This window comes from Nocardia cyriacigeorgica, from assembly GCF_010868145.1.
Classification (GTDB): domain Bacteria; phylum Actinomycetota; class Actinomycetes; order Mycobacteriales; family Mycobacteriaceae; genus Nocardia; species Nocardia cyriacigeorgica_D.
On sequence record NZ_JAAGUY010000025.1, the window covers coordinates 71,320 to 84,910 of the forward strand.

The 13,591-nt window shown below is 66.9% G+C and carries 17 protein-coding genes; 6 read left to right on the top strand and 11 right to left on the bottom strand.

The features are described from left to right. Nucleotides 1–102: 102 nt before the first annotated feature. Together GV792_RS23415 and GV792_RS23420 are read right to left on the bottom strand one after the other, a co-directional pair. Entirely contained in the window at nt 103–1,617 is a 1,515-nt protein-coding gene (locus tag GV792_RS23415; protein ID WP_163826440.1) for a sensor histidine kinase, read from the bottom strand. 35 nt (nt 1,618–1,652) lie between these two features. Continuing rightward, on the bottom strand, nt 1,653–1,868 hold the full coding sequence (locus GV792_RS23420) for a biotin/lipoyl-binding carrier protein (RefSeq protein WP_163826441.1): 216 nt from the start codon (nt 1,866–1,868) through the stop codon (nt 1,653–1,655). Between the two features lie 230 nt (nt 1,869–2,098). Between GV792_RS23420 and GV792_RS30405 the strand changes: the two genes are divergently transcribed. Beyond that, a complete protein-coding gene (locus GV792_RS30405) occupies nt 2,099–2,173 on the top strand; it encodes a 50S ribosomal protein bL37 (RefSeq protein ID WP_022597109.1) in 75 nt (24 codons plus the stop codon). Nucleotides 2,174–2,359: 186 nt separating this feature from the next. Here GV792_RS30405 and rsrA read toward each other — a convergent pair whose 3' ends face one another. After that, nucleotides 2,360–2,635 carry a mycothiol system anti-sigma-R factor gene (gene rsrA / locus GV792_RS23425; RefSeq protein ID WP_163826466.1) on the bottom strand — a complete coding sequence of 92 codons (276 nt, stop codon included), beginning with the start codon at nt 2,633–2,635 and terminating at the stop codon, nt 2,360–2,362. A gap of 20 nt (nt 2,636–2,655) precedes the next feature. Then, entirely contained in the window at nt 2,656–3,366 is a 711-nt protein-coding gene (locus GV792_RS23430) for a sigma-70 family RNA polymerase sigma factor (protein ID WP_256668472.1), read from the bottom strand. 270 nt (nt 3,367–3,636) lie between these two features. On the opposite strand from GV792_RS23430, the gene ybaK reads away from it, so the two are divergent. Beyond that, nucleotides 3,637–4,131, top strand: a complete 495-nt coding sequence (gene ybaK / locus GV792_RS23435) for a Cys-tRNA(Pro) deacylase (RefSeq protein ID WP_163826442.1) — start codon at nt 3,637–3,639, stop codon at nt 4,129–4,131. Between the two features lie 99 nt (nt 4,132–4,230). Further along, nucleotides 4,231–4,542 carry a hypothetical protein gene (locus GV792_RS23440; RefSeq protein WP_163826443.1) on the top strand — a complete coding sequence of 104 codons (312 nt, stop codon included), beginning with the start codon at nt 4,231–4,233 and terminating at the stop codon, nt 4,540–4,542. A gap of 233 nt (nt 4,543–4,775) precedes the next feature. Here GV792_RS23440 and GV792_RS23445 read toward each other — a convergent pair whose 3' ends face one another. Next, a complete protein-coding gene (locus tag GV792_RS23445; RefSeq protein WP_163826444.1) occupies nt 4,776–5,570 on the bottom strand; it encodes an SOS response-associated peptidase in 795 nt (264 codons plus the stop codon). A gap of 264 nt (nt 5,571–5,834) precedes the next feature. Here GV792_RS23445 and GV792_RS23450 point away from each other — a divergent pair, with 264 nt between their 5' ends. The 3 genes from GV792_RS23450 (at nt 5,835) to rsgA (ending at nt 9,683) form a co-directional block, all read left to right on the top strand. Next, the gene (locus GV792_RS23450; protein WP_163826445.1) at nt 5,835–7,337 is read left to right on the top strand and encodes an aldehyde dehydrogenase family protein; all 1,503 of its coding nucleotides are present in this window, start codon (nt 5,835–5,837) and stop codon (nt 7,335–7,337) included. 61 nt (nt 7,338–7,398) lie between these two features. Continuing rightward, nucleotides 7,399–8,685, top strand: coding sequence for a 3-phosphoshikimate 1-carboxyvinyltransferase (aroA, locus tag GV792_RS23455; RefSeq protein ID WP_163826446.1), 1,287 nt, complete (start codon nt 7,399–7,401; stop codon nt 8,683–8,685). A gap of 41 nt (nt 8,686–8,726) precedes the next feature. Continuing rightward, nucleotides 8,727–9,683 carry a ribosome small subunit-dependent GTPase A gene (rsgA, locus tag GV792_RS23460; protein ID WP_163826447.1) on the top strand — a complete coding sequence of 319 codons (957 nt, stop codon included), beginning with the start codon at nt 8,727–8,729 and terminating at the stop codon, nt 9,681–9,683. Here rsgA and GV792_RS23465 read toward each other — a convergent pair whose 3' ends face one another. The 6 genes from GV792_RS23465 to GV792_RS23490 form a co-directional block, all read right to left on the bottom strand. After that, the gene (locus GV792_RS23465; protein WP_163826448.1) at nt 9,684–10,562 is read right to left on the bottom strand and encodes an alpha/beta fold hydrolase; all 879 of its coding nucleotides are present in this window, start codon (nt 10,560–10,562) and stop codon (nt 9,684–9,686) included. Nucleotides 10,563–10,579: 17 nt separating this feature from the next. Continuing rightward, nucleotides 10,580–11,176, bottom strand: coding sequence for a TetR/AcrR family transcriptional regulator (locus GV792_RS23470; RefSeq protein ID WP_163826449.1), 597 nt, complete (start codon nt 11,174–11,176; stop codon nt 10,580–10,582). Between the two features lie 262 nt (nt 11,177–11,438). Next, nucleotides 11,439–11,621, bottom strand: coding sequence for a hypothetical protein (locus GV792_RS23475; protein WP_163826450.1), 183 nt, complete (start codon nt 11,619–11,621; stop codon nt 11,439–11,441). Between the two features lie 185 nt (nt 11,622–11,806). After that, nucleotides 11,807–12,544 carry a DUF3558 domain-containing protein gene (locus tag GV792_RS23480; RefSeq protein ID WP_163826451.1) on the bottom strand — a complete coding sequence of 246 codons (738 nt, stop codon included), beginning with the start codon at nt 12,542–12,544 and terminating at the stop codon, nt 11,807–11,809. A 220-nt stretch (nt 12,545–12,764) separates the two neighbouring features. Then, entirely contained in the window at nt 12,765–13,142 is a 378-nt protein-coding gene (locus GV792_RS23485; RefSeq protein WP_309138506.1) for a nuclear transport factor 2 family protein, read from the bottom strand. Between the two features lie 198 nt (nt 13,143–13,340). Beyond that, nucleotides 13,341–13,591, bottom strand: a 251-nt coding sequence (locus GV792_RS23490; RefSeq protein ID WP_163826453.1) for a hypothetical protein, incomplete at its 5' end; no start/stop codon positions are given.

Consider the following 13,591-nt stretch of genomic DNA (forward strand, 5'->3'; position numbering starts at 1 on the left):
CCGAACAGGTCAGACGAGCGATTCCGGCCCCAGCCCGGACCGGAATCGCATGTGGCCCGGCACCCATCGAGGTGCCGGGCTTGTTGTTTTCCCGGGTGAGAACTACCGCCCTGAGCGACGGCCAAGAGGAACCCGCAGCACCGCGTCGGTACCGATGTCGGCGCCGGGATGCAGGCCGATGGAGCCGCCGAGCTCCGCTGTCACCAGCGTGCGCACGATCTGCAGACCGAGGCGGTCGGAGGACTCGAGACTGAACCCGGCGGGCAGACCGCGACCGTCGTCGCTGATGATCACATCCAGCCAGCGCGCCGACCGCTCCGAACGAATCGTCACCGTCCCGTTCTCGCCGGCGTCGAAGGCGTGCTCGATGGCGTTCTGCACCAGCTCGGTCAGCACCATCACCAGCGGCGTCGCCCGTTCGGCGGAGAACACACCGAGCGAACCCGCCCGGCGCACCTTGATCCGCGCGGTGTGCACGGTCGCGACATCGGCCATGATCGGCAGCAGCCGATCCACCACTTCGTCGAGGTCGACCTCTTCGTCCACCGACATCGACAGCATCTCGTGCACCGAGGCGATGGACGTGACGCGGCGGACCGATTCGGTCAGCGCGACCTGCGCCTCCTCGTTCTCCGTACGCCTGGCCTGCAAACGCAGCAGCGCGGCCACGGTTTGCAGATTGTTCTTCACCCGATGATGGATCTCCCGGATGGTCGCGTCCTTGCTCAGCAGCGCGCGGTCGCGGCGCTTGACCTCGGTGACGTCACGGACCAGCACCGCGGCACCGGCCAGTTCACCATGCGGGCGCAGCACCAGCGTGCGCAGCAGCACCGTCGCACTCCTTGCCTCGACCTCCATCCGGCGACCGGTCCGCCCGGCCAGCGCCGCCTGGATATCGCCGACCACTTCCTGTGCGTCGAACGGATCGGTGATGAGCGAGCGGGTGGTGACGGCCAGATCCTGCCCGGCAAGATCGGCCTGCAACCCCATCCGGTGATACGCCGACAGCGCATTGGGGCTGGCGTAGGTGACGATGCCCTCGGTGTCGAGCCGGATGAAACCGTCGCCCGCGCGCGGACTGGAATGGGTGGCGGCGCGATCCTCGGTGGTCGGGAAGGTGCCGTCGGCGATCATCTGGCACAGATCGTCGGCGCATGCCATGTAGGCGATCTCCAGGGTGCTGCGCACCTTGGACCGCTGTAGATCGGTATCGCGGCTGAGCACCGCGATCACATCGTCACCGCAGCGCACCGGGATGGCTTCGCGGATGGCGTGCACCGGGTGCGGGTGGTACACGCCCTTGGCGTCGGACTCCCCGTCGGTCCGCACGATCTGCCCGGTGGTCAAGGCGTCGAACACCTGCGGATGCTCGGCCCGCAAGGCCTGGGTGCCGACGAGATCCTCGTAATGCACGGTCGGCGCGGTGGTGGGCCGGCACTGGGCCACGCACACGATATCGGCACCGTCGGTGACCGGTCCCGCCCCGACCCACAGCAGCAGATCGGCGAAGGACAGATCAGCGAGCAGCTGCCAATCGCCCACCACTCGTTGCAGATGATCCACGGCGACGCCGGGGAGGTCGGTGTGCTCGGCCAGCAGCTCGCTCAGTGTCGCCATGATCGGTCAGTCGCTTCGATTCCGGCTCGCGCCACTCAGGAGATGACGGCGATCAGATCGCCCTGTTGGAGCACCTGGCCAGGAGTGACCGCGATCGAGGTGACCTCGCCGCCGATCTCGGTGATCACCGGGATCTCCATCTTCATCGACTCGAGCAGCACCAGTGTCTGGTCGTGCGCGACCTGATCGCCGACCGCGACCTCCACGGTCAGCACGGTCGAGACCATCTCCGCACGCACTTCCTCAGCCATGACACCCCGTTCACTGTGTTGTATGGGTCGCCACCGTCGGCGGCAGGTCCCGCTGAGGGTATAGCCAATCACACCCGGCCACGACCTCTCGCCGAGGAATGCCCCCAGCCGTTGCCGGGCTGGTGTGCGGTAGATTGGCACCGGCCCCGCGCAGGCGGGGAGGACGTGTTCCCCGCGTAGGCGGGGATGATCCGAGCCCTGCGCATGCGGGGGTGATCCGGGAGGTACCGATGGGTAAACGTGGCCGTAAGAAGCGCAGCCGCAAGGGCAACGCCGCCAATCACGGCAAGCGTCCGAACGCCTGAGTCGCATTCGGCACAGCTCGAGTCAGGGCCAGGAGGCGGCAGTGCAGCGTCACCGTATAGGGCCCGATCAGGCTGAGTTCGATGCAGCGTGAGCGCTTGATCGGTCGTCGACCGATAGAGACGGGGGGCACGTCACTTCCTGATGGAAGGACGTGCCGCCCGTTTCGGTTTCCGGTGCCGGACCGCTCAGGACTCCGCCGACTCGATGCGGGTGGACTCCTGCCGGATCGTCACCGAGCGGCGAATCTCCACCGTGAGCCGCTCCCGCAATGAATCGGGGGCGCGGTCGCCGCCGCATTTGCGACTGAGCAGGCCCTTGAGCTTCTCCTCGATGCCGTAGGCCTCGATGCAGGGCGCGCAATGGTCCATATGGTGCTGCAGCCGCGCCCGGGTCGAATCGTCGCATTCGCCGTCGAGCATCAGCCACACATCGGCGAGCACCGCCGTGCAGTCGAGCTCCATATCGGGATCGTGCTCGGCGCTCACTGCTTGACCTCCTGGCGCACCGTGCCCGCGGTCGACGCGGACGCTGAATCGGACGTGCCCGCGGTGCGGTTGAATCCACGTTCGCGCGCCACATCGGCGAGCAAACCCTTCAATTGCTTACGGCCGCGATGCAGCCGGGACATCACGGTACCGATAGGGGTACCCATGATGTCGGCGATCTCCTTATACGGGAAACCTTCGACGTCGGCGTAGTACACCGCCATCCGGAATTCCTCCGGCAATTCCTGCAGCGCGGCCTTGATGTCATCGTCGGGCAGCGCGTCCAGGGCCTCGACCTCGGCCGAACGCAGACCGGTCGAGGTGTGCTCTGCGGTCGCGGCCAGCTGCCAGTCGGTGATCTCGTCGGTCGGGTACTGCGCGGGCTGGCGCTGCTTCTTGCGGTAGGAGTTGATGTAGGTGTTGGTCAGGATCCGGTACAGCCAGGCACGCAGGTTCGTGCCCTCCTTGAAGGACTTGAATCCCTGGTACGCCTTGACATAGGTCTCCTGCACCAGGTCCTCGGCGTCGGCCGGATTTCTGGTCATGCGCAGCGCGGCGCCGTAGAGCTGGTCCAGCAGCGGGAGCGCGTCGCGCTCGAACCGCTGTGTCAGCGCGTCCGAATCCTCCGCGCCACCGGCACCCACGGCGGGGGCGTCGGCTGCGGTATCTTCCTCGCCTGTCACACGTGTCCCTTCGATCGGCGTCATCGCCAAATCTACCGGCACCAGGGTATCGACTCGGAACCGCTCGTCCGACGCCTCGGTCCGGACCGGGCGTTCCTCGACCAGAACGGGCAACGGGCTCCTCCTTCACGACATTTACCGGACAGACGTGCGGCGGCCGGTGATCCGCCGAACCGTGGCCCCGTATCGCACCGACGGTCACACGGCATCGCTATTCGCATGCAACATGAGAACCGGCTCGGGTGTTCCCGGCGTGCGGCGCCGCGTTCGGACCTCCGAATTAGGGTGGCGGTTATGGCAGGAGCCTCCACACCGGCGATCCGCACCCTGGTCAAGGCGGGGGTCGAACACCGGGTACACGCCTACACCCACGACCCGCGCGCCGACTCCTATGGCACCGAGGCGGTCGACGCGCTCGCCGTCGAGCTCGGCCTCGACCCCGGGCAGATCTTCAAGACGCTGGTGCTGGAGTTGTCGACCGGCTCGCTGGCCGTTGCGGTGCTACCGGTACCGCACACCCTGTCGCTGAAGGCGGCCGCTGCCGCACTCGGGGCGTCCAAGGCCGCGATGGCCGATCGCGCCAAGGCCGAACGCGGTACCGGCTACGTGCTCGGCGGAATCTCACCGCTCGGCCAGCGCAAGGCGCTACCGACCGTGGTCGACGCGTCGGCCTCGACGTGGGACCGGATCCTGTGCAGTGCGGGCCGCCGCGGACTCGAGATCGATGTGGCGCCTGCCGATCTGATTCGGCTGACCGACGCCGTCACTGCCCCGGTAACCGCCGGTTGACAGACACGTGGTGCGCCACGCCGGTAAACCTCGCCTCGTCTCCGTCGGTGTGCGTTACTTGAACCGCCAAGTTCCGACCGATCCGAGGATGTGATGCGAATGTCCCCGCGCCAACGTCTGCGCACCACGATCGTCGCCCTGTCCGGGGCGCTGGTCCTGGCCGTTGGCCCCGCGGTGCTGGCCACCCCGGCCGCGGTCGCCGCGCCGCAGGGCGGCCAGGCTCAGCCCGCCTACCCGTTCGACGGTGAAGAAGGCACCGGAAATGGCACCAACCAGCCCAAGAAGGACGAGCGGGCCGAGCGGGCCGAAGAGTTCGGTGGCGGGCTCGCCAGCGAGGTCATCGATCTGGCCGCCAATATCCTCAAATGTGGTCTGAACGTCGTGACGCCGACGGTGGGTTGCTCGATCTGAGCTGAGGACCAGCAGTCTCCGCGGATGCCCGATGACGGGCCGGATGTCTCGGTTGCGGCCGGGATTCATCCGGCCCGTTCCGATTCGGCGTCCAGACGACTCCTCAGCGGCGCCTACGCCCGTCCCTGGGCGACCACCGGGAGCCCGGCCACAGGCAACCGACGCGGACATCACCGCGCGGGCATCCCGCGCAGCGCCGTGTACCGTTCGGCGGCTGCCTCCCGGGCAGCGGGTTACAGCAGACTGATCTGTTCGGACTGTTCCTCTGCCGTCGCCAATAGTTCAGGCCCGTTGTTGCGCACGCTGTTGACCAGCGACGACACCGGCCGCGCGGTGATTGCGGCGACCAGTTCCGGCGTAGGCGGTTCCAGTAGTTCGGCCGGAGCCGGATGATCCGGGTCCAGCCAGGCGTCCCAGTGCTCGCTCGGCATGGGCAACGGCATCCGATCATGGATGCGGGTGAGGTCGCCGATGGCGTCGGTGGTCAGGATGGTGCACGACAGCAGCGGCTCGGGCTCGTCCTGGGTGCGGTCACGCCACACCGACCACAACCCCGCCATGTACAGCCGTGAACCGTCGGCGGCCGACATGAAGTACGGGTGCTTGACGACCTTGCTCTTCGCGCCGGACGGGTCCGGTTCGACCAACCACTCGTACCAGCCGTCCATCGGCACCAGGCAGCGTCGGTACTTCACCGCGTCGCGGAACGACGGGGTCGTCGCGGCCTTGTCGGCGCGCGCGTTGAACAGCGGCTTACCCTTCACCGGAACCCCTGGCTCGGCCGCTTTGGCCCAATGCGGGATGAGTCCCCAGCGCATGCGCCGGATCCGCAACCGCGGATCGTCGTCGGGGTGGCCGTGTTCATGGCGTTCGACCACCGTCAGCACCTGCGTTGTCGGGGCCACGTTGTAGTTCGCGGCGCCGCGATCGGAGCTCGCCGAATCCGCGGCGTCGCCGGTTTCATCGATGGCGTCCAGCTCGACCGCGAGCCGTCCGGGATTGGTCGTCGTCGCATAGCGTCCGCACATATCCCGATACTGCCATCGGGCACCGACATCGGCGGCGAATGCACGACCACCGTGATCGGAGCACGGAAAACACGCATACTTCGCGGGGCGGGCGTGCAGGACAAGATTGACCCCCCAGAACCGATGACACCCTGAGAGTAATGCCATAACATTCTCTCAACGAGTCGGTACTGCATCCGACCCACTCGGCATGCGCCCGACAAGCCACGCCGCCACCCCAGCGCCCGAGCGAACTCCACCGGGCGCCCGGCATGAGGAGCCCCTGTGACAACGACCGACGCCGCCCCCGCGGACACGGTGCTCACCTCGGTCGACCCCGCCTCCGGCGCGACCCTTGACACCTACCCGATCGCCGACGAGGACGCCGTGCGCGCCGCCGTCGCCACCGCCCGCCGGGCCGCCGAGACCTGGTCCGCACTCGATTTCGACGAACGCCGCACAGCGCTGCTGCGCTGGTCGAGCCGGCTTGTCGCCGATTCCGACGAGTTCTGCGCGCTGATCCACGCCGAGAACGGCAAGCCGCTCGACGACGCCTTCCTCGAACTGATGCTCGCGCTCGAGCACATCGCCTGGGCCGCCAAGCACGCCAAGAAGGTGCTCGCGCCCAAGAAGATCTCCCCCGGCCCATTGATGTCGAACTTCGCGGCCCGGCTCGAACAGCGCCCGCTGGGTGTCGTCGGCGTGATCGGACCGTGGAACTACCCGGTCTATACGCCCAACGGTTCCATCGCCTACGCGCTCGCCGCGGGCAACACCGTGGTGTTCAAGCCGAGCGAATACTCCACGGGTATCGGCAATTTCCTCGCCGACGCGTTCGCCAAGGCCAATCCGGAACTGCCCAAGGGTGTGTTCGCCACGGTCAACGGCTATGGCGCGACCGGCGCCGCGCTCGTGCGCGCGGGCGTGGACAAGATCGCGTTCACCGGCTCGCCCGGCACCGGCCGCAAGATCATGGCCGCGGCCGCCGACTCCCTCACCCCGGTACTGCTGGAATGCGGCGGCAAGGACGCGGTGATCGTCGCCGCCGACGCCGATGTGAAGGCCGCCGCCGACGCGGTCGCATGGGGCGCCACATCCAACAGCGGCCAGACCTGCGCGGGCGTGGAGCGGGTCTATGTCGATCGCTCGGTGCGTGACGAGTTCGTCGCCGAACTGCGGCGCATCCTCACCGACGTCAAGCCCGGCTCCGGCTCGGATGCCAACTACGGCCCGATGACGATGCCGAGCCAGGTCGATATCGTGCGCCGCCACATCGATGACGCCATCGCCAAGGGCGGCACCGCCATTGTCGGCGGCCCGGAATCGGTCAAGGCCCCGTTCATCGAGCCGGTGGTGCTGCTCGACACCGACGAGGACTCCTCGGCGGTCAAGGAGGAAACCTTCGGCCCGACCATGACCATCCGCACCGTCGACAGCATCGACGAGGCTGTTGACCTGGCCAACGACTCGACCTATGGCCTGTCCTCGGCCGTGTACTCGCGTAAGCACGGGCTCGAGATCGCGCGCCGGTTGCGGGTCGGCGCCACATCGGTGAACTCGGTGCTCGGTTTCGCCGCGATCCCTGGCCTGCCCTTCGGCGGCAGCGGCGATTCCGGTATCGGCCGCATCCACGGCGAGCCCGGCCTGCGCGAGTTCGTCCGCCCGCATTCGATCGCGATCCAGCGATTCAGCATTCCGGGCATGGCGCTGCTGAGCTATTCGCGCACCCAGTCGACCATGAAACTTCTGCGACGGCTGGTGCCTGTGTTACACGGGCGTCACAAGTGAGATAGCGGACCGAATCCACGCCGCCCGCGTGTCTGCGGCACGGATAAGCGAAGATGGACGGGTGAATTTCTGGCCAGCGCCCCATGTCGACGCCCCTGTGCACGCGACCGTGACTCTGCCTGGATCGAAATCGATCACCAATAGAGCACTGATCCTGGCTGCCCTCGCCGAGGGGCCGTCGACGATCACCGGCGCGCTGCGCAGCCGGGACACCAACCTGATGATCGACGCGTTGCGAGCACTCGGCGCCCGCATCGACGGTGATGCCGAGACCCTCACCGTCACGCCTGCCCCGCTCACCGGCGGCGCGGTCGATTGCGGGCTGGCGGGGACCGTCATGCGGTTCCTGCCGCCATTGGCCACCCTCGCCACCGGCGAGGTGACCTTCGACGGTGACGCGCAAGCCAGGGTCCGTCCGCTGCGCACCATCCTCGAGGCGCTGCGTGGGCTCGGCGCCCGCATCGACGGTGACGCCCTGCCGTTCACGGTGCACGGCGATGGTTCGCTGCGTGGCGGCGCGGTCACCATCGACGCGTCGGGTTCCTCGCAGTTCGTCTCCGGCCTGCTGCTGTCGGCGGCCCGCTTCGACGAGGGGATCACTGTCCATCACGATGGCAAGGCGCTACCGTCCATGCCGCATATCGAGATGACCGTGGAGATGCTGCGCCGCGCCGAGGTAGAGGTGCAGGAGCCCGCCGACAGCCGCAAGGCACAGACCTGGACCGTCACCCCCGGACCTATCGCCGCGGTGGACTGGGATGTCGAGCCCGATCTGTCCAATGCGACGCCGTTCCTCGCCGCGGCCGCGGTCACCGGTGGTGAGGTGAGCATTCCGCACTGGCCGCGGCTGACCACCCAGCCCGGCGACGTCATCCGCGAAATCCTGGTGCGCATGGGTGCCGAGGCGCGCATCTTCGACGGCATCCTGACCGTGAGCGGTCCGGACCGGCTCGCCGGTATCGATATCGACCTGCACGACGTCGGCGAACTCACCCCCACCGTCGCAGCGCTCGCCGCGCTGGCCGATTCGCCGTCCTCCCTGCGCGGCATCGCCCATCTGCGCGGACACGAAACCGACCGGCTCGCGGCGCTGTCCACCGAGATCAACCGGCTGGGCGGCAACGTCACCGAGACCGAGGACGGGCTAGAGATCGTTCCGACGCCCCTCACCAGCGGACGCTGGCATTCCTACGCCGACCACCGGATGGCCACCGCAGGCGCCATTCTCGGACTCGTCGTCCCCGGCATCGAGATCGAGGACATCGGCACCACCGCGAAGACCCTGCCCGATTTCGTCGCACTGTGGGAACGAATGCTCGATCCCGCTGATCAGGGAGCGGTGCGCTGAGCTCGCGCGGCCGCTCCACCGCCAGCTACGACGAATCCGATGTGCGGGTGCGTCCCGGCAAGAGTTCGCGTCCGCGCACCAAGAACCGCCCGCAGCACAATGACGCCGAATCCGCCATGGTGGTGTCGGTGGACCGCGGCCGTTGGGGATGCGTGCTCGGGGGCGACCCGGAGCGGCTGATCGTTGCCATGCGTGCGCGGGAGCTCGGCCGCACCCCGATCGTCGTCGGCGATCAGGTCGATGTCGTCGGCGATCTGTCCGGCAAACCCGACACTCTTGCCCGCATCGTTCGTATCGGTGAACGTCGAACGGTGTTGCGCCGCACCGCCGATGACACCGACCCCTTCGAACGTGTCGTCGTCGGCAATGCCGAACGCCTGTTCATCGTCGTCGCGCTGGCCGACCCGCCGCCGCGCACCGGTTTCGTCGAGCGCGCCATGGTCGCCGCGTATGCCGGTGGCCTGCAACCGATCCTGTGCCTGACCAAACACGATCTGGCGGCCGACTCCGAATTCGCCTCCCTGTTCGACGATCTCGAACTCACCATCGTCTACGGCGGCGTCGACGACTCCATCGAACCGGTCCTCGACCTGCTCACCGGCCATCTCACCGCTTTCATCGGCCATTCCGGTGTCGGCAAATCCACCCTCGTCAACCGTCTCGTCCCCGACGCCGACCGCGCCGTCGGCGAGGTCTCCGGCGTTGGCAAAGGCAAACACACCTCCACCCAATCGGTAGCCCTCCCCCTGCCCGCGGGCGGCTGGGTCATCGATACCCCCGGCGTCCGCTCCTTCGGCTTGGCCCACATCACCCCCGACGACGTCATCGCCGCGTTCACCGACTTGGCCGATGCCATCGAAGATTGCCCAAGAGGATGCACCCATCTCGGCCCACCCGCCGACCCGGAATGCGCACTGGACGCACTGCCAGGAAAGGAACGCCGCGTCGCGGCGATCCGCCAACTCCTGACGGCTTTGAATTCGAACGATCCCTGGTGATCAGCGCATGACACCGTCGAGGAATTCGAGCTGATCAGCGAGAACCTTGTCGCGCATTTCCGGGTGATAGAAATCGAAGTGGCCGAACGGGTATCGACGTAGCCGGCCGTTCGTCGCCTTGTCGGCGAGCCGAGAGCTATCGGTTTCGGTTGTCTCGCTGTCGAATTCACCGACACATACGAGCAGCGGCATGCCCAACTGCGGCGCGGATTCCTCCGGCTTGTACCGCATCATGTCGAATAGCGCACGCGGCGCTACCTTGTTCTGCCAGGTGTCGCTGTCCATGGCCGCAATGGTCACTGCCGCCTCCGGTCCGGTCATGACGGCCAGGTCGTTCGGCTCGCCGACGGCCGGGATGTAGAACGGCGCGCGGCCGGTCCATCCCCGGATCCGATCGCGCACCATCGCGCCGAGCAGCGCGAGCGTCGACTTCCGCGAACGACTCTCGGCCTGCTTGGGAAACCCGTTGAACGGGATCTGCGCCACCACCGCCGCGACCTGCGGATCGGCGGCCGCCGCTGTGACCACATGGCCGCCTCCGAGGGAGGTGCCCCAGAGCGCGACTCGATCCGGGTCGACATCGTCGAGCGCACGCGCCAGCGCGATCGCCGCATGGATATCGGCGATCTGGCCGGCTATGTCGACCAGCTGCCGCGGCTCACCTCCGCTCGCCCCGAAATTCCGGTAGTCGAAGGTGACCGAGACATACCGGGACGAGGCGAAGGCCCGCGCGGCAGCCTCGATCGACGGCGTGTCCTTGGTGCCGCCGAACCCTGTGCACAGCACGACGCACGGGCGGTTCGGGGCCGCCGATTCGCGATAGATCGTCGCCGCACATTCTGTTCCCGCAGAAGAAAAGCTCACCGATTCGATATCCATACCGCCGCTCCTGTCCTTCAGGCCAATCGAGTGGCCAAGATCCGTTCGAGCAGATCGAGCACCTGCTGCCGATGACGTGGAAGGTCGAGACCCGGTTGCCCGGCATGGAATTCGTGCAGCCCCGTCAACGCACCGAGCACGGCCACCGCGGTGAATTCGGAATCGACGACATCGAATTCGCCTGCCGCCACACCTTGATCGAGCACACGTGTCAGCGCGGGACGCAAGGCAGCCGTTACCGCGTCGGTCACTCGCCGATGGAGTTCGCGAAAGCTCAGCGAATGCAGATCGGCGAGGAAACCATCGGAGCCGGGGCCCGCGGCGAGCGCGTAACTGTGATCGAGATAGGCGACCAGCCGAGCTCCCGGCGCCACCGAAACGTCATCGATGATCGACAGGTATTGCGCCTCCAACTGCTCCGAGATCGCGATGACACACGCCTCGAACAGCTCATCCTTGGACCGAAAGTGGTGATAGAAGCACCCTTTGGCCACCCCCAACTTACTGATGACCGCGTCTACGGTCGTCTTCTCGAACCCGACCTCCGCGAACAACCCGATCGCCGCCCCGACGATCTCGGCCTTACGCACCTCGGGCTTCTTGACTTCCCGCATCTCGACCTCCCGGGGGTCACCCTAACCGACCGACCGTCGGTCTGTCATGCTGTTCACCCTTGCCGCAAGCCGTATTCAGACGAATGGTCCCGCCGGCCTGCGATCGGGCTGCGGTCACCGTCTGGCCTCAGCAGGTGGGCCGAAAACACGTGAGTGAGTGGCGGGCACCGCCCACCACTCACTCACTGTCACAACAAAGCCTTATCCCCCAGACGTCAACCCCACCACAACGGCCGGGATCGGCAATCGAGGTCAGCCGCCACTAGCAGGTGGGCGCCCACAGCGTGCCGCACCACATGCGGTTCAGCGCCTGGGCCGAACCGCTGGTCAAGAAATCGACCACGCCATTGACAGCCGTGCCGCCGCCGTCGATCCGCTCGGTCACGGCGGACGGGGATTCAGTGAGTTGCAGGCCGGTTTCGGCGTGCGCGGGAGCGATGGCCATCAGCATCGCTCCGCCCAGAAGTGCGCCGGTGACTATGTGCCGGTTAATTCGAGTCATCTCAAACCTGTTCTTCTTCAGTGACTTCCGAGCTCACGGACTGCGATCCCGGCAAATGTGATTGCCATCATTTAATGGCGCGTTACGTAGCGGGCCACTACTACCGTCACCCGCTCAACATCCCGTGTTCACGGCAGGTGACCGACCACCCCGTCGGCGACGAGGCGAGCATGGCCACATGCCTCACCAACGGTGGCCTTGTTGTGCATACGCACCGAGAACATCACGCTGCCGTCGGGAACCACCACGCTGACCGCGCAAGTCTTGTTGTCCACGTCCTGGATCGAGATGTACTTGAGGGCATCACGGCCGCCGACGAATACCTGAGCGAAATGCTTGAACTCGGGGTCTTGCCGAATCGCGTCCAGCGAACGGTCGGTGGATTCCATCGTCAGGTCGAAGGCGCCACTGCTGGACTCCCATCGACAGGTCAGCCAGTTCGGCCGCCACGCACCGGGAATTTCCCGCTTGGTCGAGGCGTCCAGTCCTGCTGCGGACACATCGGCATCGGAAAGCCCGCAGGGATCCCATAGCCCGGTCGAGTCCTCGGTCGGCGCCGTTGCGTCCTCGGTCGGCGCCGGAGCTGGCGCCGTTGCGTCTTCGGTCGGCACATTCGCGGAGTCCGGCGCCTCGTTCCCGGAGTCTATTGCCTGACCACCGGTTTCCGCCTCGCCATCCGGTCCCGCGTTCTCGGCCGGGGCGGTTGCCGGCCGCGCCGTAGTTCCCGCCGCGGCCACGGTCGTGCTCGCCGCGGCGCCGCCCTCCACCGGTCGCGCCTCACCGGAGCCGCCGCCGCACCCGGCGAGTATCAGCGCCGAGCAGGCCAGTAGCGCTCCAGTGACGATGTGGCGGTTGATTCGAGTCATCGCAAACCTGCTCTTCTTCAGTGGCTTCGGTCCACGAGCGTGAATCCGAAAGCTTGATCGGCAGCATTTAACGGGCCGTTACATAGTGGTCCGCTGTGTGCGGCGCGTCACAGAATGCGGTCCGTGCGCAGCATCAACGGGCGCTCATATTCACATAGCGGACCGATCGGTCACAAAGACGACCTATTCCCAAACATGGTGTGTATCAGCCGTTTCGAGCTCACTGCCCGTCAGGTTGGCCAGGGGCGAATGGCCATTCCTCGAACCAGGTGCAGCGGCCGACGGAGTCGAACCGCAGCACCCACAGATCACGCCAGCGGGCGGGTGTATCGCGCAGATACTCGACTTCGACCCGGACGACCGCGGTAGAGCCATCGATGGCGACGACCTCGGAATCCATGGCGAAAGCTTCATCCGGGCCGTCGCGGCCGTTGTCCCAGAATTCGGCGAGGGCGGCCGAACCTCGGATCGGATCGGCCCACGGGGACACGAGATACCCGATGTCGGGGGCGAAGAGGCCGTCGAGCAATTCCGTGCCGGGCGAGCGCCAGGCTCGTTCGTACTCGTCGACCCATGACTCGACAGCGTCGCGGTCCACAACGCGCAGCTTATCGGCCATTTTCCGGGCGGATCGCCAATGACGCGCCGGTGAATTGCGTGCAGGGTGATGTGTCGGTGGGATCAGTCGCGCGCTGGGTGGTGCGACGACCATCAGTTCACCGCCGCTACGGCCGGTGGGTATCGAACGCGACAAAGGCGCCCATGGATTCCCATGAGCGCCTTTGTCGTTCAATACCTAGTGCTTGCGACGCGACTTCGGTGCGCGCTTGCCCTTGGCCTGCGCGCGGGCGGCTTCGCGGCGTTCGCGGCGGGTGGCGTGCGAATCGTCGCCGTCGCCGTATTCCTCCGACGCGCTGTGAACGGCCGCGTGACCGCCCTCGTCGGGGCCGGAGTAGCTCAGGCCGCGGGGGCCCGAGGTGTCGATGCCCTTGGCGCGCAGTGCGGCGGGGGCACCATTGGCGGCGGGCTGGGCGCGGTGCCGACACC

What these genes read in the sequence shown, in the direction of transcription:
- GV792_RS23415 (WP_163826440.1), bottom strand. Translation starts at nt 1,617, where the DNA reads ATGGCGACACTGAGCGAGCTGCTGGCCGAGCACACCGACCTCCCCGGC.
- GV792_RS23420 (WP_163826441.1), bottom strand. Translation starts at nt 1,868, where the DNA reads ATGGCTGAGGAAGTGCGTGCGGAGATGGTCTCGACCGTGCTGACCGTG.
- rsrA (WP_163826466.1), bottom strand. Translation starts at nt 2,635, where the DNA reads ATGGAGCTCGACTGCACGGCGGTGCTCGCCGATGTGTGGCTGATGCTC.
- GV792_RS23430 (WP_256668472.1), bottom strand. Translation starts at nt 3,366, where the DNA reads ATGACGCCGATCGAAGGGACACGTGTGACAGGCGAGGAAGATACCGCA.
- ybaK (WP_163826442.1), top strand. Translation starts at nt 3,637, where the DNA reads ATGGCAGGAGCCTCCACACCGGCGATCCGCACCCTGGTCAAGGCGGGG.
- GV792_RS23440 (WP_163826443.1), top strand. Translation starts at nt 4,231, where the DNA reads ATGTCCCCGCGCCAACGTCTGCGCACCACGATCGTCGCCCTGTCCGGG.
- GV792_RS23445 (WP_163826444.1), bottom strand. Translation starts at nt 5,570, where the DNA reads ATGTGCGGACGCTATGCGACGACGACCAATCCCGGACGGCTCGCGGTC.
- GV792_RS23465 (WP_163826448.1), bottom strand. Translation starts at nt 10,562, where the DNA reads ATGGATATCGAATCGGTGAGCTTTTCTTCTGCGGGAACAGAATGTGCG.
- GV792_RS23470 (WP_163826449.1), bottom strand. Translation starts at nt 11,176, where the DNA reads ATGCGGGAAGTCAAGAAGCCCGAGGTGCGTAAGGCCGAGATCGTCGGG.
- GV792_RS23475 (WP_163826450.1), bottom strand. Translation starts at nt 11,621, where the DNA reads ATGGCCATCGCTCCCGCGCACGCCGAAACCGGCCTGCAACTCACTGAA.
- GV792_RS23480 (WP_163826451.1), bottom strand. Translation starts at nt 12,544, where the DNA reads ATGACTCGAATCAACCGCCACATCGTCACTGGAGCGCTACTGGCCTGC.